This window comes from Anaerotignum lactatifermentans DSM 14214 (genome assembly GCF_900142265.1).
Classification (GTDB): Bacteria; Bacillota; Clostridia; order Lachnospirales; family Anaerotignaceae; genus Anaerotignum; species Anaerotignum lactatifermentans.
Map to the genome: position 1 here is coordinate 20461 of NZ_FRAH01000011.1, position 19719 is coordinate 40179.

The following is a 19719-nucleotide window of genomic DNA, read 5'->3' on the forward strand; positions in this document are numbered from 1 at the left end:
ATGTCTGATAAAACAAAGGTACAGCGCTGGACATTATTCTTAGGAGGTGACGGAATTGGCAAAAAGAAAAAGGGCAATTCCTCAATATGGTACGGTCGTGCTTAACGGCATTGAATATTATAGAACCAGAGTCGAAGATTCGGATGGAAACAGAGTGGCGCTTTATGCAAAGACGCCCGAAAAGCTTTATGACAAGGAACTGGAGGCGTTAGAGCAGATTGACAGTACTACGTTTCGTCGAAGATCGCCTACGGTTGCTGAGTACTGTGAGAAGTGGCTGCTGATGCAGTCCGTCCATGTTCGGGCCACCACCTTGACAGATTATACCTCTAAGGTGCGGCGGCACATTATTGGAGGGCTGGGAGACAAGAGAATGGCTGATGTATCCCTGGATGACATCCAACTTGCCCTCGTACCTGTTTCCAAGAAGTCGGCTTCGGTTTATAAGTCTGTGGTGATTCTCTGCAAGTCCATTTTCCGGGCGGCCAAGGAGAGCCATGTGATTGACGAGGACCCGACCATATACCTGGATGCAAAGGGAGGAGTTCCCCAGGAAGAAAGACAGGCATTGACGGATGAACAGGTTGAGCGGCTTTTGGACACGATCCGGGATTTGCCGCCCTATGTATTTGTGATGATCGGTTTATATGCCGGTCTGCGCCGGGAAGAAATCCTGGCGCTGCAATGGGATTCTGTGTATCTGGATGCAGAGGCTCCGTACTTAACGGTACGGCGGGCATGGCACACAGAACATAACAGGCCGGTCATTCTTACCGAGCTAAAGACCAAAGCGGCACAAAGAAACATTCCTCTCCCGGTCTGTCTGGTTGAATGTCTGAAAGATGCAAAGAAAAAATCCACTTCGGATTATGTGATTGCCAATCGGGACGGTGATCCGCTATCCTATACACAGTTTAAGCGGCTGTGGCAGTATATTGTGACGCGGACTGCAAAGCCGAGAATGGCCAGAAAACTTGTGGACGGAAAGTATGTAAAATATATGCTTTACCCGAAACTTGGAGAAAAAGCCAGGAATAACGGCCATGTGGTATATAGCCTGGATTTTGAAGTGACACCGCATCAGCTGCGGCACACCTACATCACCAATCTGATTCATTCTTCGGTGGACCCCAAAACGGTACAATATTTGGCGGGCCATGAAAGCAGCAAAATCACGATGGACATTTACGCAAAGGTCAAATACAACAGGCCGGATGATCTTGTCAAAGCAATGGGCTGTGCCTTTGACTTATGGGACGCTGTGTAAGTTCCGAACAATTCAGAAAATGAAGTAAGAGCGAGACAAGGATGTCTCGCTCTTAGTTTTTCCTTGGCCGTATCTTTGATTCAATTTGAAATCTCTGATAAAAAGGAGGTGTAGATACATCACCACGCGAGAAAGGAAATTAATTATGGCAAAGAAGAAAAAAAACATACCTCAATATGGAACCGTCACACGAAAGGGTGTCCTGTATTACAGAACCCGGATTCTGGACGCAGACGGCAAGCAGGTGAGCTTGTATGGGACTACCTGCGAGGAACTGTACGATAAAGAGCAGGAGGCGAGACGCCAGGTAGCGGAGATCATCTTCCACCGGGAGCATCCTACTGTGGCCGAGTATTGTGAGAAGTGGCTGTTGATGCAATCCGCAAAAGTGTCGCCGGCTACACTGAAGGGCTACGCCTCCAATATGAAGAACTACATTATCAAGCCTTTGGGAGATATGTATATGGAGGAAGTAACAGCGGATGATATTCGTCTGGCGCTGATCCCATTGTCCAATAAGTCCGAGAGCCTGCACAATACGGTGAATATGCTCCTCAAGTGCATTTTTTACTCGGCAGAGCGGAGCCAGTTGCTGGAATACAATCCGTGTGAGGGGATTTCGGCAAAAGGAGGGAAACCGACCCAAAAGAAAGATTCGCTGACAGACCAGCAGGTGGAAGTGCTGCTGGAAACCGTCAAAGGACTTCCGCCGTATCTGTTTACCATGATCGGCTTATATGCCGGTCTGCGCCGAGAAGAAGCTCTCGCCTTGCAATGGGATTGTGTGTTCCTCGATGCACCCACTCCATATATCTCTGTGCGGCGCGCATGGCGATCAGAGCATAACAGACCGGTTATCTCTACAACGCTTAAGACGAAAGCAGCAAGAAGGGATATTCCCATTCCCAAATGCCTTGTGAATTGTCTGCGGGAAGCCAAGGCTGCCTCCAAATCGGAATATGTGATTGCCGATAGTGAGGGACAGCCCTTGTCATATTCGCAGTTCAAACGTGTCTGGCAGTACATCGTTGTTCGGTCTACCAAGGAGCGTACCTATTATAAGTATGTGAACGGACAGAGCATCAAGTACACTGTTCAGCCGAGTCTGGGAGGACATCAGAAAAACAATCCCAACATTGTGTATAGCCTGGACTTCGATGTGACACCGCACCTGCTGCGGCATACCTACATCACCAATCTTCTGTATGCAGGTGTTGACCCCAAGACGGTCCAGTACCTTGCCGGACATGAGAACAGCAAGACAACTATGGACATCTATGCAAGAGTAAAGTATAATAAACCAGAACAGCTATTCGATGTAGTAAATTCTGCATTTCATCAAGCTGTCCCCTCGTAAAAGTGGCCTGTTTTTTGGTTAAGGAATAGGACAACCGAGGGGCCGAGGCTCAAAAAAGCCCGGAATATCAAGGAAAATCATCGCTCAGACGATTGAAATACGGTCTCAAAGCAGCAAGACGTGCTCCTCAGTTCTCCAAGAGATAATCATTTATCTGGGAACATCATCCCGAAGATCTTATGGGTCTTCGGGATTTTTTTGTGGAGAACAGAGGGTCCTCGCAGGCAAGCTGCTGCGGTCGCAGCTAAAAATATGCCACAGGCATATTTTCTAAACGCCACGACAGTTCTCCAAGAGATAATTACTTATCTGGGAACCTTATCCCGAAGATCCTATGGGTCTTCGGGATTTTTTTTCGTGCATATAAATCCCATCCTATGGATTTCATTTGTATTTTTTACATACAATTCCATAAAATCCTGAAAAATCAGTATTTTTTTGATCTGATTTCTGATATTCTGAAAAATAGATAGAAACAAAGAGGAAAGGGGCAAAAAAGTACATGAAGAAACAAAAAGAGCTGACAATGATTCTGGGAGTCATTGTGCTGGTTTTTGTACTGAACTTTTTTGTTTTTCGCCTGGCTTATTTACAGGAACCGATTTTTTGACCCACGCCTATGCTTTTACGGCAGAGGAGTCTTCCCATATGGGATTTTATTACATCACCAATGCAGACGAAAAACGCCAGCCATTGGAAATTACCTGCCCGGAACTGGGGGAGGATGAGATTTTTGAAGTCATAGATACTGAGCAATGGCAGGGGAATGGCATGTATACCTGGAATGAAATGTGGGTGGATTTCGACGTTCCAGACCGTGTAGGAGATTTGAGCAATGTAATCCTGACTCTCAGATGCAGGTCAAGTGGTCTGACGGCACAGAAACGCCTGTGGACATCGGAGAGGTACGTTTTCTGGCGGCGCAGGAAGAACAGGCTTTGACATGGTCAGGGATGGGCGCAGGGGATACAGATGCTTCTTATTCCATGGAGGTACCGGAAGATTTGACGGTAACAGGCATTCGTATGCCCATGGAAAATCATTTTTCCGATCTGCTGATGGTAAAAGACGGGGAAGGACAGCCCATGACGTTTCCAGCGTCCTATCAGCAGGGGGATACCCTTTCTTTGGAAACAGAATTATCTCTGACGGAGAAGGACAACCGTGCCCATATGGTCATTGATGTGGTGCCTGTGCTGGAAATGGAAACAGCCAAAGGAGAAAAAGTATGTGCCTATCTGTATGACAGCATGAAATATACGCCGGATATGAATATACTGGAGATTTACCGTATTCTGCACATGAAAGAAGACATGTAAATGAAAAACATCAGAAATTGGATGCTTTTTGCCATGGTGCTTCTTTTCTTTGATGTGCATATTGGTATCGTCAATCTGTTGCCCAATTGGGCAGCTTATCTGATTTTGGCATACTGCGCCAAAAAGATGATGGCAGAGAAAGGCGGGTTGACGGCAGCGCTTGGCATCTGCGCTGCTGTTTTACGGCTTGGCTACAGGCATTTTGCAGCTGCAGGAAAAAGAAGGTCTATGGATCCGGCGGAAAATATTATTGATGTTGTACGCTATTTCCATTGTAGCCTGCGGTATGACGCTGAATGTAAGACCAATGTTCATCCTTGCGGGCGTTATGATGTTCTGTGCCAGACTTTATTTTCTGTTTGGGCTTTGGCGTTTGATTCCGAAAGAAGAACAAACAGAACCAGAGGAAGAAAAAGAGGAAATTTTATAAGAAAACGATACAGCTGGAATCCTTGAACCAGAAAGGGTTCCGGCTATTTTTTTGAGTGAAGATTGCTTTTTGGCAGATAATTGTCGCAGTTTGCCTTAAGAAAAGATGATTTTTGAGAAAAATGAGAATTTCATTAGAACCAAGAAAGGTCGTTGACATTTATCAGAAAACCAGTATAATGTTTCATGTAAAACAGTTCGACGGCTAACAATATTAAAGGGGGAAAAAATGATGCAGGATAAGCCGGTATTGTTGATGAAAAAAGTAATCAATCTGTTTTTTCGTGAACTGGATGCGATGAATACAGAAAAGCTGCAGGAACCCATTTCGGGGCATAACATGATCGTCATTGAATATTTGACTAAGCATGAAGAACCTGTTTATCAGCGTGATTTGGAAAATCATTTTTTTGTACGTCGTTCCACGGTTTCAAAAGTGCTGCGTTTGATGGAAGAAAAAGGCATGATTGAACGCCTTTCTGTTCATGATGATGCTCGTCTGAAACAGATTGTTTTGACAGATTATGGACGCAGAATCCATGGAGCAGCCGTCCATCATGCGCATATGCTGGAAGAAAAGCTGTATCGCAATTTCACAGAAGAAGAAATGGATACACTGCTGCTTCTTTTGAAAAAACTGGAGCATAATATGGAAGAAACAGAAAAGGAAACTTTATGTTAAGAACCCAATATGCTTTCGAACAAAAAAGGAGGTTTTGGAATGGTTAGAAAGTTGCTTCGCAGCGTCAGGGAATATAAAACCAGTTCCTTACTGGCGCCGCTGTTCGTGACCTGTGAGGTCATTTTGGAAGTTATCATTCCCATGTTGATGGCAAACCTCATCGACTTTGGGATTGAGGCAGGTAACATGCAGTACATCCTGAAAATGGGTCTTGCATTGGTCATCTTCTGTATTGTTTCTCTTACCTTTGGCGCACTGTCCGGGAAATACGCGGCAGTGGCTTCTGCGGGCTTTGCAAAGAACCTGCGTGAAGATATGTACAACAAGGTACAGGAATATTCTTTCTCCAACATTGATAAGTTCTCTACCGCAAGTATCGTAACGCGTCTGACAACAGATATTACCAATATCCAGAACGCGTACATGATGTCCATCCGTGTAGCGGTGCGCTGCCCGATCATGTTGATTTTTGCTTTGTTTATGGCTTTCCAGATCAATTCCCATCTGGCACCCATATTCGTTATTGCCATCCCCATTTTGGCAGTTGGTCTGGTAATTATCATTTCCAATGCGAAACGTATCTTTGAACGGATATTCCGCACATACGATAAATTGAACAACGTTGTACAGGAAAACCTGCACGGCATTCGCGTAGTCAAATCTTTTGTACGTGAAGACCATGAAACAGAAAAATTCTGTTCCGTTTCCAAAGAAATTTATCAGGACTTCTCCAAAGCAGAAAAAATTCTGGCGTTCAACGCGCCTTTGATGCAGTTCTGCGCATATGGATGTATGCTGCTGATTTCTTGGCTGGGTGCAAAACTCATTGTGGCTTCCGGTAACAACCCCGCTGTGGGCATGACCACAGGGGACTTGACCAGTATGTTCTCTTACACCATGCAGATCCTTATGAGTCTGATGATGTTCTCCATGGTATTCGTTATGATTACCATTTCTTACGCATCCATGGAAAGAGCGGAAGAAATTCTGGATGAAAAAAGCGACCTGCATAACCCGGAAAACCCTGTTTATGAAGTCAAAGACGGCAGCATCGAATTTGACCATGTCAATTTCGTATACGGCAAAAATGCCGACAAACTTTGTCTGGATAATGTAAATCTGAAAATTCCTTCCGGTGCGACAGTAGGTATTATCGGCGGTACCGGCAGTTCCAAGAGTACATTGGTACAGCTGATTCCACGTCTGTATGACGCCACAGAAGGTGCTGTCAAAGTAGGCGGCAGAGATGTCAGAGAATACGACATCGAATCCCTCAGAGAAGAAGTTGCCATGGTACTGCAGAAAAACGTACTGTTCTCCGGCACCATCAAAGACAACCTGCGTTGGGGCAAAGAGGACGCAACCGACGAGGAAATGCGTCACGTTTGCCAGCTGGCACAGGCGGATGAATTTATCCAGACCTTCCCTGACGGTTATGATACCTATATCGAACAGGGCGGTACCAACGTTTCCGGCGGTCAGAAACAGCGTCTGTGTATTGCCAGAGCGCTGCTGAAAAAACCGAAAATCCTGATTCTGGACGACTCCACCAGTGCCGTAGATACCAAAACAGATGCCCTCATCCGTATGGCATTCCGGGAAGAAATCCCCAATACCACAAAGATTATCATTGCACAGCGTATTTCTTCCGTAGAAGACGCAGACCTGATTTTGGTATTGGATGACGGTAAAATCAACGGCATGGGCACCCATGAGGAACTCCTTGCCAATAATGAAATCTATCGTGAAGTATATGAATCTCAGCAGAAAGGGGGACTGGAAGAATGAGTGGACATATGAGAGGTCCCGGACGTGGCGTACCCATCGGACGGGCAAAAATGGACAAAGTCACCATGAACCGTTTGCTCAGCTATCTGAAAGAGTATAAACTGCGTTTTACCGTTGTTTTGATCTGTATTCTGATCAGTGCGGTGGCAGGCGTTGCAGGTTCCCTGTTCCTGCAGGTAGTTATTGACGATTATATCACACCACTGCTGAAAACAGCTTCTCCTGATTTTGCGGGACTGTTTCAGGCGGTGCTGACTATGGCTGCCATTTACCTCATTGGTATTCTGGCAACACTCTTTTACAACCGTACCATGGTTTCCATCTCTCAGGGGATTTTGAAGAAAATCCGTGACCAAATGTTCTCCCACATGCAGCGGCTGCCGATCCGGTACTTTGACACCCATACCCATGGGGATGTCATGAGCCGTTACACCAACGATACAGATACCCTGCGTCAGATGCTTTCCATGAGCGTACCACAGATGTTTTCTTCTATCGTGACCATTGTGGCGGTTATCTGTGCTATGCTTTACACCAGCGTATATCTGACCATTCTGGTAGCCATTGTGGTATTCTTCATTATGAAGGTATTCAAATTCATTGCCAGCCACAGTGGGAAGTACTTCATCAAACAGCAGGAAACACTGGGCGATGTGAATGGTTATATCGAAGAAATGATCAACGGGCAGAAAGTTGTCAAAGTTTTCTGTCATGAAGAAAAAGCAAAAGAAATTTTCCGTGAAAAGAATGCGGCTTTGTGTGAAAACGCTACCAAAGCCAACCAGTATGCCAATATCCTCATGCCCATCATGATGAACCTGGGGAACTTACAGTATGTGCTCATTGCCATTGTCGGCGGTGCACTGGCAGTAAACGGCATCGGCGGTTTGACACTGGGCGCCATTGCTTCTTTCCTGCAGCTGTCCAAGAGCTTTTCTGCTCCCATCAGCCAGGTTTCTCAGCAGATCAACTCTGTTGTTATGGCGCTGGCAGGTGCGAAACGTATTTTTGAACTGCTGGATGAAGAAGAAGAAGCCGATGACGGTTATGTAACACTGGTAAACGCAAAATATGACGATAACGGCGAACTGGTGGAATGCCCCGAACATACAGGTCTGTGGGCATGGAAACATCCTCATGAAGATGGCACCATCACTTATACCCAGCTTACAGGGGATGTACGATTCTTTGATGTGGACTTTGGTTACACAGAAGAAAAAATCGTCCTCCACAACATCAGTCTGTATGCAAAACCCGGTCAGAAAGTGGCTTTCGTTGGCGCAACTGGTGCCGGCAAGACCACTATCACCAACCTGATCAACCGTTTTTATGATATTGCCGACGGTAAAATCCGTTATGACGGCATCAACATCAATAAGATCAAAAAAGAAGATCTGCGTCATTCCTTAGGGATTGTATTGCAGGATGTCAACCTGTTTACAGGTACCGTTATGGACAACATCCGTTACGGAAAACTGGATGCTACCGATGAAGAATGTATTGCGGCGGCAAAGCTTGCCAATGCCGACAGCTTCATTCGGATGCTGCCCAACGGATATAACACCATCCTTTCCGGTGACGGCTCCGGTTTGTCTCAGGGTCAGCGGCAGCTCATCTCCATTGCCCGTGCGGCGGTGGCAGATCCTCCCGTTATGATTCTGGACGAAGCAACATCCTCCATCGATACCCGTACAGAAGCCATTGTACAGAGAGGTATGGATGCCCTCATGAAAGGCAGAACTGTATTTGTCATTGCCCACCGTCTGTCTACGGTTCAGAACTCCAATGTTATCATGGTTCTGGAACATGGACGCATCATCGAACGTGGTACCCACGAAGATTTGATTGCGGAAAAAGGCAAATATTATCAGCTTTATACGGGTGCCTTTGAACTGGAATAAGTTTTCATAGGAACAGAAAAGATAGCTGGAATCTTTGTAATGCAAAGGGTTCCAGCTATTTTCTTTTTGTCGGAAACATTTCAGCCATTGCTGTTTTTGAAAGCATGCTCTTTTTTGTATGGAAATTTGTACAGAGCCTGTTTTTTTGCAGAGAATATGGTATCATAAAAGAAGATTTTCCGAAAAAAGCATTGCGGCAGGTACTTTTGGATGATATACTAAGCAATAGTGCTTTTTTACGAGAAAAGCGAAAAAGAGGAAAAAAACGGCAGAAACAGGGTGTTTTGCCGGAAAAGATACATGAAGGAATGTGGAAGGAGGAACAACATGTTTACCATTCGGGAGTATGTGAAAGTTTCCAGTCTGGAAGAAGCATACGAATTGAATCAGAAAAAGGCAAACGTGGTATTTGGCGGCGGCGTATGGCTGCGTCTGGGCAGAAAGAACATCCAGACAGCCATCGATCTGTCCGGTTTGGGTCTGGACGAAATTACAGAGGATGAAAAGGAATTTTCAGTGGGATGTATGGTTTCCCTGCGTCAGCTGGAAACTCACAAAGGCATTGACGCTTAAACAAAAGGTGCGGTGAAAGAAAGCCTGCGCCATATCGTAGGGGTGCAGATGCGTAACTGCGCAACAGTCGGCGGCAGCATTTACGGCAGATTCGGTTTTTCCGATATTCTCTGCTGTTTGCTGGGGCTGGACTGCGACGTGGAACTGTATAAACAGGGCAGAATGCCTTTGGCAGATTTCGCAAAAATGAAAAAAGATAACGATATTCTGGTGCGTGTCATCATCAAAAAGACACCTCTGGAAACCGTATACCTGTCCCAGAGAAACACAGAAACAGACTTTCCTGTGGTTTCCTGCGCAGTGACAAAAGACGCAGAAGGTTATTATGCGGTCATCGGTGCAAGACCTTGTCAGCCTGTTGTAGTCCGTGACAGCGAAGGTATTTTGGCAAAAGCGGAAGTGACAGCAGAAGATTTGGCAGCTTTTGCGTCCAAAGTACAGAACGGCATGGACTTTGCCGACAATACCAGATGCAGCGGCGCATACCGCAGACATGTGGCAGGCGTTCTGGTGAAAAGAGGACTGAAACAGCTCATGGGAGGGGACAAATGATGCAGATTACTGTAAAACTCAATGGAAAAAATGTGACTGCTGAAGTGGCACCAGATATGGCTCTGCTGGATTTTGTCAGAGACCACGGCTGTTACAGCGTCAAAAGAGGCTGCGAAACATCCAACTGCGGTCTGTGTACGGTACTGATGGATGGCAAGCCCGTTTTGTCCTGCTCCACACTGGCAGTTCGTGCGGACGGTCATGAAGTGGTGACTATGGAAGGCTGTCAGGAAGAAGCGGAAGAATTTGGCGCATTTCTGGCAGATCAGGGGGCAGAACAGTGCGGTTACTGCAGCCCCGGCTTTATTATGAATGTACTGGCAATGTGCAAGGAAATGGAAAATCCCACAGACGATGAAATCCGGGAATACCTTTCCGGCAATCTTTGCCGTTGCTCCGGCTATGAAGGTCAGCTCCGTGCCATTCATGCCTATCTGGATTACAAGAAAGGGGCGAAATGAGAATGAAATATGTAAATCAGCCCATTCGGAAAAAAGACGCCATGGCATTGGTAACAGGCAAACCTGTTTACACTGATGACATTGCGCCTAAGGATTGCCTGGTGGTAAAGGTGCTGCGCAGCCCCCATGCCCATGCGGAAATTCTGGAAATCAAAAAAGATATCGCTGAAAAACTGCCCGGTATCGTTTGCGTTCTGACTTATGAAGATGTGCCTCAGAAGCGTTTCACCATGGCAGGGCAGACATATCCCGAACCCAGCCCCTATGACAGACTGATTCTGGACAAACGTGTCCGTTTCGTTGGGGACGCTGTTGCCATTGTGGCAGGGGAAACAGAAAAAGCCGTAGATCAGGCAATGAAAGTCATTAAAGTAAAATATGATGTGCTGGAACCTGTGCTGGATTTCCACGAAGCAAAGGATAATCCCATTCTGGTGCATCCTGAAGATAACTGGCAGGCACTTTGCCCTGTAGGCGCAGACAACAAGCGCAATCTGTGTGCAAGCGGTCTGGAAGAACATGGCGATGTGGATAAAGTCATTACGGAAAGTGATGTTGTTGTGGAAAACACTTACCATACAAAAGCTGTACAGCAGACCATGATGGAAACATTCCGTACTTATACCCAGATGGATACTTACGGCAGACTGAACATCATCAGCTCCACACAGGTGCCTTTCCATGTACGCCGTATCCTGTCTAACGCACTGGATATTCCCAAATCCAAGATTCGTGTCATCAAACCTAGAATCGGCGGCGGTTTCGGCGCGAAACAGACGGTTGTAGCGGAAGTATATCCCGCTATTGTTACACTGAAAACAGGCAGACCTGCGAAAATCATTTATACCAGAGAAGAAAGTCTCATTGCTTCTTCTCCCAGACATGAAATGGAAATCAAAGTGCGCATCGGTGCCAACAAAGACGGTCATATCCGCGGTATCGAAGTGAAAACACTGTCCAATACAGGGGCATTCGGGGAACACGGTCCTACGACAGTTGGTCTGTCCGGTCATAAATCCATCCCTCTGTACAGCAAGGCAGAAGCATTCCGCTTCCAGTATGATGTTGTTTATACAAATAAAATGTCCGCAGGTGCGTACCGTGGTTATGGCGCAACACAGGGTATTTTCGCTGTGGAATCTGCCATCAATGAACTGGCAGTGAAGCTGAACATGGACCCTGTGGCATTGCGTGAAATGAACCTGACCAGAGAAGGCGACGTGATGCACGCATACTACGGCGAAACAGCAAACAGCTGTACACTGGATCGTTGTCTGGAAAGAACAGCGGAAATGATCGGCTGGAAAGAAAAATATCCTTGCCGTGTCATGCCTGATGGCAAAATCCGCGGCGTTGGTATTGCCATGGCTATGCAGGGTTCCGGTATTTCCAGCGTAGATACTGGTTCCGTTTCCATCAAGATCAATGACGATGGTTTCTATGCTCTGACCATTGGTGCATCCGATATGGGTACTGGCTGTGACACCATTCTGTCCCAGATGGCAGCGGATTGTCTGGACTGCTCTGTGGATGACATCATCGTTTATGGTGTTGATACAGACGTTTCTCCTTACGATAGCGGCTCTTACGCATCCAGCACCACTTATGTGACAGGTATGGCGACTGTAAAAGCCTGCCAGACACTGGTGGATAAAATGAAAGCATACGGTGCGGAAAAACTGGGCTGCTCCGTAGATGATGTGGAATTTGACGGGGAAAAAGTATACAGCTTGAAAGACGGCAGCAGCATCAGCCGGAAAGACATCGGCAATGCCATCATGTGCGCAGGGGAAAATGCCCTCTTTGCCACAGAAGCTCATTCTTCACCTGTTTCTCCTCCGCCTTTCATGGCTGGTGCCGTGGAAGTGGAAGTTGACCCTGAAACAGGCAGTGTGAAACTTATTGATTATGCGGCAGTGGTAGACTGCGGTACCGTTGTGAACCCCAATCTGGCAAGAGTACAGGTAGAAGGCGGTCTGGTACAGGGCATCGGTATGGCACTCCATGAAAATATCACCTATAACGAAAAAGGTGAACTGGCTGAAAATTCTTTGATGCAGTACAAAATCCCGACTCGTATGGATATGGGCAAACTGCGTGTGGAATTTGACAGCAGCTATGAACCTACAGGACCTTTTGGTGCGAAATCCATCGGGGAAATCGTGATCAATACACCGGCACCTGCCATTGCACAGGCGATTTATAACGCAACAGGTCTGCGCTTTACAGAACTGCCCATCACACCGGAAAAAATCGCTATGGGCATGATGGATAAATGAAAATCCACTGGATATTACTGGCGGCGGGATTGAGCAGAAGATTCGGGGAAAATAAGCTGCTCTATCCCGTCAATGGGAAAAAACTCTACTGCTACAGTCTGGAACGCATGGCGGCGTTGGCAGAAAAGCGGCAGGAGCGTCTGGTGGTGGTCACTTCCCATGAAGCTATTCGACAGGAATTGGCAGGAGAGAAGGCGGAAGTGATTTGGAATCCAAAGGCGGAAACAGGCATTGCATCCTCTATTCATTGTGCTATCAGGCATTTGGGCGTATCAGAGGATTGTGCTTACCTGTTTTCCGTTGCAGATCAGCCATTTTTAAAACAGGAAGATCTGGGGGCGTTTATAGAAGGCTTTCTCCGTTCCGGCAAAGCCATGGGCTGTATGGCACACCAGGGGGTGTGGGGAAATCCTGCTGTTTTTTCCGGGGAGTATGTGCAGCAGCTCCTTTCACTGGAAGGAGATCAGGGCGGCAAAAGAATCCTGCTGGCATCACCGGAGCAGGTATTTGTCTTTGACTGTGCAGAGGAAAAAGCTTTCTACGATATAGATGAGAAAAAAGATTTGAGAGAGTTCTGAAAAATAGAACTCTCTTTTTTGTTTGCCGAAAAATACATATATATAATAGGAAGAAACTCCATCAAATAACGCTATTATTTTGTCTGATATCGGCTTAATTACAATAAAAAGAAAGTTGTATTTTAAAAAATCGTGTAAAAATTATATTTTTATCCTATATCGTGCATGATGTATAGCAAAAAGAACAATGCATTTCTGTCTGAAAACTTGATTTTGTCATGACAAAATGGTATCTTTACTTTCGCATAACAAAGCATAAAAGCGTTGACGCGAACACGCGTCGAAGCAAGAAAGGGTGAAAAGGTGTGAAAGAAGAACTGGAGAAGAAGTACGGGCTGCTGACTGCCATTGCCATGGTTGTGGGCATTGTCATCGGCAGCGGCGTATTCTTCAAAGCGGAAAAGGTATTGTTGGCCACAGGCGGCGATCTGCCCTTAGGCATATTGTCCTGGTTTCTGGGGGGACTGGTGATGATCATCTGCGCCTATAACTTCGCCGTTATGGCAACCCGTTACGAAAAAGTCAGTGGCGTTGTGGATTATGCGGAAGTAATGGTGGGCAGAAAATATGGATACTATTTCGCCTGGTTTATGGCAGTCATTTATTTTCCTGCCATGACTTCTGTGGTGGCATGGGTAACGGCAAGATATACGGCAGTTTTGTTGGGATGGGATATCGCCGGTCCCCAGGCAATGACTCTTGCAGGACTGTATCTCATCGGCAGTTTTACCGTTAACGCCATTTCTCCGAAACTGGCAGGAAAATTTCAGGTAACCACCACTGTGGCAAAATTGATTCCTTTGGGATTGATGGCGGTGGTAGGCACCATTTATGGATTGAGAAACGGTGTCATGATACAGAATTTTACCAGCGGCGCCATTGTGGAAGTCAGCGGAAATCCTTTGTTTACGGCAGTGGTAGGTACTTGTTTTGCTTATGAGGGTTGGATTTGTGCCACTAGCATTAACGCGGAATTGAAGGACTCCAAAAAGAACCTGCCTCGTGCATTGATGTTTGGTTCTGTTTTCGTTGTGTTTGTGTATGCTCTGTATTATGTAGGTCTGGCGGGAGCTGTAGAAAATGAAGTCATTATGGCTGGCGGCGAAACCGGCGCAAAAATTGCCTTTTCTACAGTATTTACCAATGTTGGGGGAACACTGCTGTTTGTATTTGTTGTCATTTCCTGCTTTGGGACTTTGAACGGATTGATGATGGCATGTACCCGCAGTTTTTATGCTATGGCAAACCGGGGAGAAGGTCCTGCATCCCATATCTTCAGCAACGTGGACAAGGTGACCAATATGCCTACAAATTCCGCTATTATGGGCGTATTCATGGCTGCCCTGTGGCTGACTTATTTCTATGGGGCAAACCTGGTGGAAACATCCTGGTTTGGCAATTTCAGTTTTGATAGCTCTGAACTGCCTATCATCACCATTTACCTCATGTATATCCCCATTTTCTTCATGCACATACGGAAGGAAAAGGAACTGCCTGTTTTGCAGCGGTTCATCATGCCTATTTTGGGCATTGGCGCCAGTCTGTTTATGGTGCTGGCTGCCATTGTTTCTCTGGGAGAAAAGATTATTTATTACGGTATTATTTTCCTTGTGGCTATGGTGCTGGGATGCGTTCTGAAGGGCAAGAAAAAAGAAGAGATTTCATAAGATATAGAAGAAAAGCCGCTGTGTTAGGGGCATTTTCATAAGAAAATAAAAAAGCTGAAATCCTTGTTATATGGGGGATTTCAGCTTTTTCATGTTTACTGAGATTTTGTTTGATGTGCGTTTTTCTGAAGGCAGCCGTTTCATGCTGTTTGTTTTGTAAAAAATGCAGGATTTATATTGACATATGTCATAAACGGAGTATACTGAAGGAGTAAGTAACATATGTCGAAAACAGGAGGTGTCATATGCCCAGACCGAGAAAGTGCAGAAGGGTTTGCGCCATGCCAAAGAGCAGCCGTTTTGGTCCTTTGAATGGAAGCTGCTGCGGCGAGGTGGTCATGACCGTAGATGAGTATGAAACCCTGCGGCTCATTGATCTGGCGGGATATACCCAGGAAGAATGCGCGGCACAGATGGGCGTTGCCCGGACAACGGTGCAGGGGGTATATAACGACGCCAGACGTAAAGTGGCTGAGTCCCTGGTAGACGGCAAGGTGCTTGTCATCAAAGGCGGCGACTACGACCTTTGCGAAGGCACCGCAAGACCCTGTGGCAGAAAATGTCATCCCATCTGCTGCAAAAAAGATGAAAAACACGAAGGAGATGTAACCTTATGAGCGAAAATTGTTCCCATAACTGCGGCAGCTGCTCCTCTAACTGCAGCAACCGCAAACCGGCGGATTTTCTGGTAGCACCAAATCCCCACAGCAGCATTAAGAAAGTCATCGGCGTTGTCAGCGGCAAAGGCGGCGTTGGTAAATCTATGGTTACCAGCACACTGGCAGTACTGACCCAGAGAAAAGGCAAACAGACAGCCATTCTGGATGCAGATATCACAGGTCCTTCCATTCCCAAGGCTTTTGGCATGAAGGAAAAAGCTTACGGCACAGAACTGGGTATGATGCCCTGCAAAACAAAAACAGGCATTGACGTTATGTCCGTAAACCTGCTGCTGGATAACGAAACAGACCCCGTTGTATGGAGAGGTCCTGTCATTGCGGAAACTGTGAAACAGTTCTGGCGCGACGTTGTATGGGAAAATGAAGAATATATGTTCATCGACATGCCCCCCGGAACAGGTGATGTTCCTCTGACTGTATTCCAGTCCATCGCCATTGATGGCATCATCATCGTAACTTCCCCTCAGGAACTGGTTGGCATGATTGTTGACAAAGCAGTAAAAATGGCAGAAATGATGAACGTACCAATTTTGGGTATCGTAGAAAACATGTCTTATTTCGTTTGTCCTGACTGCGGCAAGAAACATCAGATCTTCGGTGAAAGCCATATCGAAGAAATTGCGGCAAAACATAACATTCCCGTTGTATGTAAACTGCCCATCAATCCTGAAATCGCTGCAAGATGTGACAATGGGGAAGCAGAAAGCTATGAAGGCGAATGGCTGAATCCCATGATTGACTTTTTGGAAAAAATTTGAGGAGGAACTATCATGAAAACAAGAGTAGCAGTTACTTATGAAAACGGCCAGGTATTCCAGCATTTTGGCCATACAGAACAGTTCCAGATTTTCACTGTAGAAGACGGCAAAATCCTGTCTGACGAAATCGTATCCACAAACGGCAGCGGTCACAGCCTGCTGGCAGACTTCCTGGTAGTACAGGGTGCAAGCGTTCTGATCTGCGGCGGCATCGGCGGCGGCGCAAAAATGGCGCTGGCACAGAAAAACATTTCTGTATTCGGCGGCGTAACAGGCGAAACAAGAAAAGTGGTTGAAGATTATCTGGCAGGCACACTGCTGTTCAATGCAAACGCAGAATGTGCAGACCATCACCACCACGACCATGAAAACTGCGGTGAACATGATCACCATTGCGGCGGTCACTGCGGTCACTAAACAGCATACTTTTTGAAATCTATAAGGAGTCGAAACTTCCATTTTCAGATATGGAGTTTCGGCTCTTTCTTTGTTTGATTTGAAAAAATAATAGTTTTCTTACCTATTTATAAATGTTTTCATAAGAAAAATAAATTTTTTGGAAAAAGACATGGAATTTCATTTTTTTGTGGTATCATAATACCATTACAAAAAAGCGGGACAGGAGGCGGAGAAATGCAAGGGACATTATATACAGGCGGAACCATCTATACCATGGAGCCGGGTGTGTCCGTGGTGGAAGCGGTACTGGTGGAAAATGGACGAATTCAGGCAGTAGGCAAAAGAGCGGAGCTGGCAAAAGACGCGGAGAACGTTGTGGACTTAGAAGGCAAGACCATGCTGCCGGCATTTATTGACAGCCATAGCCATTTGATGGGTGTGGCAAACGGTATGCTGCAGGTGGATTTGGCAGAAGCATCTTCTTTTGCAGAAGTGAAAGAACGGATTGAACATTTTATCCGGGAAAATCAGGTGCCCAAAGGAAAATGGGTGCTGGCGAAAGGTATCAATCATGGAAATCTGAAAGAAAAACACCTGCCGGAAAAAGCATTTCTGGATGGAATCACTGCGGAACATCCCCTGCTCATTCAGCATACCTCTGGTCATTCTGGTGTGCTCAATTCCATGGGGCTGGCAGAATTGGGTATTACAGAAACAACCACTGATCCGGAAGGCGGACGTATTGACTTTGGGACAGGTTTGCTGGAAGAAAATGCCCTCATTCAGAATATGGACAAGTTTCCTCTGCCGACAGGAGCGGAGCTGGTATCTGCTTTTGAAAAAGCACAGCACTTATATGCTTCCAAAGGTATTACCACTGTTCAGGAAGGGATGTTTGTGGAGCAGATCAAAGGCATTTATAACATGCTCTATGAACAGAACCGACTGTGGCTGGATGTAGTAGCATATATGGATTTGAAAAATAGTCCCGAACTCATTGATGCTTTCCCCTCCTGCAAAGGGGAGTATGACCACCATTTGAAAGTGGGCGGCTACAAAGTTTTGCTGGATGGTTCTCCTCAGAGCAAGACCGCATGGGTGACGAAACCTTATACCGATGGCACTAAGGGGTATCCTATGCTTTCCGACGAAGAACTGGAACCGTTGGTAGAACGGGCAGTACGGGAACAGAAGCAGCTTTTGATGCATGCCAATGGGGATGCGGCTGCTGACCAATATCTGAGGGTATATGAGAAAGTGATGAAAAAATGGGGCCCCGGTATCCGTCCTGTTTTGATTCATGGACAGATTATGCGCCATGACCAAGTGAAGGAACTGGCAAGACTGGGCATCAAGCCATCCTTTTTCCTTGCTCATGTGTACCATTGGGGCGATGTGCATATGGAAAATCTGGGCATGGAACGAGCAAGACGCATCAGCCCTGTGAGAGATGCCGAGGAAAAGCAGATTCCTTTCACACTGCACCAAGATTCTCCTGTGATTCCGCCGGATATGATGGAAACGGTTTGGTGTGCTGTGAACCGGAAAACGAAAAACGGTGTTGTGCTGGGCGGAGAACAGAAGTTGTCTGCTTATGAAGCTTTGCAGGCAATTACCATCCATGCGGCAAAACAGTATGGGGAGGAACAGGAAAAAGGCACCATTGCTCCCGGCAAGCGGGCGGATTTTGTGGTGCTGGACAAAGACCCCATGACAGCAGAACCGAACGATATACGAAACATACAGGTCATGATGACGGTCAAAGACGGTCAGACCATTTATCAGGTATAAGGAGGAGAAGGCTTGGGAAGAAAAAAGAAAATTGCGGCATTATGCGGCGGTATCGCAGTGGCAGCAGTCATTGGTTATGCCGCTTATGTACTGCTGACTTATCACCGAATTCCTGACGGGAAAGAAACTGGAATTGAGAAAAAAGCGGAAGGACATGTACTGAAAGAGGAACAATCCTATACAATTTCTAGCTACAATATTGGTTTTGGGGCATATACGCCCGAATTTACGTTTTTTATGGATGGCGGAAAGCAATCTGTCGCAGAAAGTCCAGAAAGCGTTGTAGCCTGCGTAAAAGGGGCAGGAGAGGAAATTGCAGAATTTGCACCGGATTTTGCCTTATTTCAGGAAGTGGATCTGGATTCTACCAGAAGTCACCACATCAATGAATACGGTATGTTGAAAGAATTTTTCCCGGCACAGGACACCACATTTGCTGTCAATTATGATTCTGCATACCTGATGGTGCCGCCTTGGGAGCCTCATGGGAAATCCCTGTCTGGTATGGCTGTTTTTTCATCTTATCCCATAGAAAGCGCCATCAGAAGAAGCTTGCCTATTCAGGAAGATTTCAAAAAACTGCTGGATTTAGACAGATGTTATCAGGTGGTAAAAATTCCTGTGGAAAATGGGAAATATCTCTGCCTGTATCATGTACATCTTTCTGCTTATGGTCATGATGATTCCGTGCGGGCAGGGCAGATTGGCATGCTGACGGCGGACATGCAGGCAGAACGGGAAAAGGGCAACTATATTGTCTGCGGCGGTGACTTCAATCATGAAATGTGCGAGAAGTCTCAGGAAGGAGAAGCCTACAGCTGGGCACATATTTTCCCCAGAGAAATGCTGCCGGAAGGCTTTACCGTTGCCATGGATACGCTGACTGAGGAACAGAAGGCGGATATGCCACAGAGCACCCGTTATACAGACATTCCCTATGACCCGGAAACTTCTTTCCAGGCAACCGTAGATGGATTTTTGATTTCGGATAATGTGGTATGTGAAAGTCTGGAAGTCATTGATACAGGATATGAATTTTCTGATCATAATCCTTTGGTGATGACTTTCCAGCTGAAAGAAATTTCAAAATAAAGCATGGTTTTTGAAAAAGTGTGGAATTTTTTCCACACTTTTTTCGTATGGTAAAAAAGAATAGAGGGATTTTTAGATAAAATGAATGAAATTAATTACATTTAAAAGAATATAATTCAGTAGAATGCAAATAAAAATGCACATTG

At 46.0% G+C, this 19719-nt stretch carries 17 protein-coding genes and 1 pseudogene; all 18 read left to right on the plus strand.

Annotation, left to right across the window (positions count from 1 at the left end; translation table 11 throughout):
- Window positions 1-55 precede the first annotated feature (55 nt).
- Window positions 56-1267, plus strand: a complete 1212-nt coding sequence (locus tag BUB35_RS04575) for a tyrosine-type recombinase/integrase (RefSeq protein WP_002576319.1) — start codon at window positions 56-58, stop codon at window positions 1265-1267.
- 145 nt (window positions 1268-1412) lie between these two features.
- Window positions 1413-2624, plus strand: coding sequence for a tyrosine-type recombinase/integrase (locus tag BUB35_RS04580; protein WP_002576318.1), 1212 nt, complete (start codon window positions 1413-1415; stop codon window positions 2622-2624).
- 648 nt (window positions 2625-3272) lie between these two features.
- Window positions 3273-3566, plus strand: a complete 294-nt coding sequence (locus BUB35_RS18825; RefSeq protein ID WP_143158941.1) for a hypothetical protein — start codon at window positions 3273-3275, stop codon at window positions 3564-3566.
- On the plus strand, window positions 3515-3943 hold the full coding sequence (locus BUB35_RS04585) for a hypothetical protein (RefSeq protein ID WP_143158942.1): 429 nt from the start codon (window positions 3515-3517) through the stop codon (window positions 3941-3943). The genes BUB35_RS18825 and BUB35_RS04585 overlap by 52 nt, the downstream gene beginning before the upstream one ends.
- Window positions 3944-4399, plus strand: a complete 456-nt coding sequence (locus tag BUB35_RS04590) for a phage holin family protein (protein WP_072849629.1) — start codon at window positions 3944-3946, stop codon at window positions 4397-4399.
- 202 nt (window positions 4400-4601) lie between these two features.
- On the plus strand, window positions 4602-5054 hold the full coding sequence (locus tag BUB35_RS04595) for a MarR family winged helix-turn-helix transcriptional regulator (protein ID WP_084730569.1): 453 nt from the start codon (window positions 4602-4604) through the stop codon (window positions 5052-5054).
- Between the two features lie 39 nt (window positions 5055-5093).
- Entirely contained in the window at window positions 5094-6842 is a 1749-nt protein-coding gene (locus BUB35_RS04600) for an ABC transporter ATP-binding protein (RefSeq protein WP_072849633.1), read from the plus strand.
- A gap of 8 nt (window positions 6843-6850) precedes the next feature.
- Window positions 6851-8743: an ABC transporter ATP-binding protein gene (locus BUB35_RS04605; RefSeq protein ID WP_242949203.1), complete on the plus strand. Its 1893-nt coding sequence runs from the start codon at window positions 6851-6853 to the stop codon at window positions 8741-8743.
- A 327-nt stretch (window positions 8744-9070) separates the two neighbouring features.
- Window positions 9071-9868: pseudogene (locus BUB35_RS20065) on the plus strand (FAD binding domain-containing protein).
- A complete protein-coding gene (locus tag BUB35_RS04615) occupies window positions 9868-10329 on the plus strand; it encodes a (2Fe-2S)-binding protein (protein ID WP_072849681.1) in 462 nt (153 codons plus the stop codon). Before BUB35_RS20065 ends, BUB35_RS04615 begins: the two are co-directional and overlap by 1 nt.
- 2 nt (window positions 10330-10331) lie before the next feature.
- Window positions 10332-12608, plus strand: coding sequence for a xanthine dehydrogenase family protein molybdopterin-binding subunit (locus BUB35_RS04620; protein ID WP_084730570.1), 2277 nt, complete (start codon window positions 10332-10334; stop codon window positions 12606-12608).
- A complete protein-coding gene (locus BUB35_RS04625) occupies window positions 12605-13186 on the plus strand; it encodes a nucleotidyltransferase family protein (protein ID WP_072849639.1) in 582 nt (193 codons plus the stop codon). The genes BUB35_RS04620 and BUB35_RS04625 overlap by 4 nt, the downstream gene beginning before the upstream one ends.
- Window positions 13187-13491: 305 nt before the next feature.
- Window positions 13492-14853 (plus strand): APC family permease, encoded by a 1362-nt coding sequence (locus tag BUB35_RS04630; protein ID WP_072849641.1) that lies wholly within the window; start codon window positions 13492-13494, stop codon window positions 14851-14853.
- A 245-nt stretch (window positions 14854-15098) separates the two neighbouring features.
- Window positions 15099-15470 carry a DUF134 domain-containing protein gene (locus BUB35_RS04635; protein ID WP_072849642.1) on the plus strand — a complete coding sequence of 124 codons (372 nt, stop codon included), beginning with the start codon at window positions 15099-15101 and terminating at the stop codon, window positions 15468-15470.
- Window positions 15467-16291 carry an Mrp/NBP35 family ATP-binding protein gene (locus BUB35_RS04640; protein ID WP_072849644.1) on the plus strand — a complete coding sequence of 275 codons (825 nt, stop codon included), beginning with the start codon at window positions 15467-15469 and terminating at the stop codon, window positions 16289-16291. The genes BUB35_RS04635 and BUB35_RS04640 overlap by 4 nt, the downstream gene beginning before the upstream one ends.
- A gap of 12 nt (window positions 16292-16303) precedes the next feature.
- Complete coding sequence (locus BUB35_RS04645) at window positions 16304-16708, plus strand: NifB/NifX family molybdenum-iron cluster-binding protein (protein ID WP_072849646.1); 405 nt, start codon at window positions 16304-16306, stop codon at window positions 16706-16708.
- Between the two features lie 216 nt (window positions 16709-16924).
- Window positions 16925-18481 carry an amidohydrolase gene (locus BUB35_RS04650; protein ID WP_072849649.1) on the plus strand — a complete coding sequence of 519 codons (1557 nt, stop codon included), beginning with the start codon at window positions 16925-16927 and terminating at the stop codon, window positions 18479-18481.
- 12 nt (window positions 18482-18493) lie between these two features.
- Window positions 18494-19573, plus strand: coding sequence for an endonuclease/exonuclease/phosphatase family protein (locus BUB35_RS04655; RefSeq protein ID WP_072849651.1), 1080 nt, complete (start codon window positions 18494-18496; stop codon window positions 19571-19573).
- Window positions 19574-19719 lie beyond the last annotated feature (146 nt).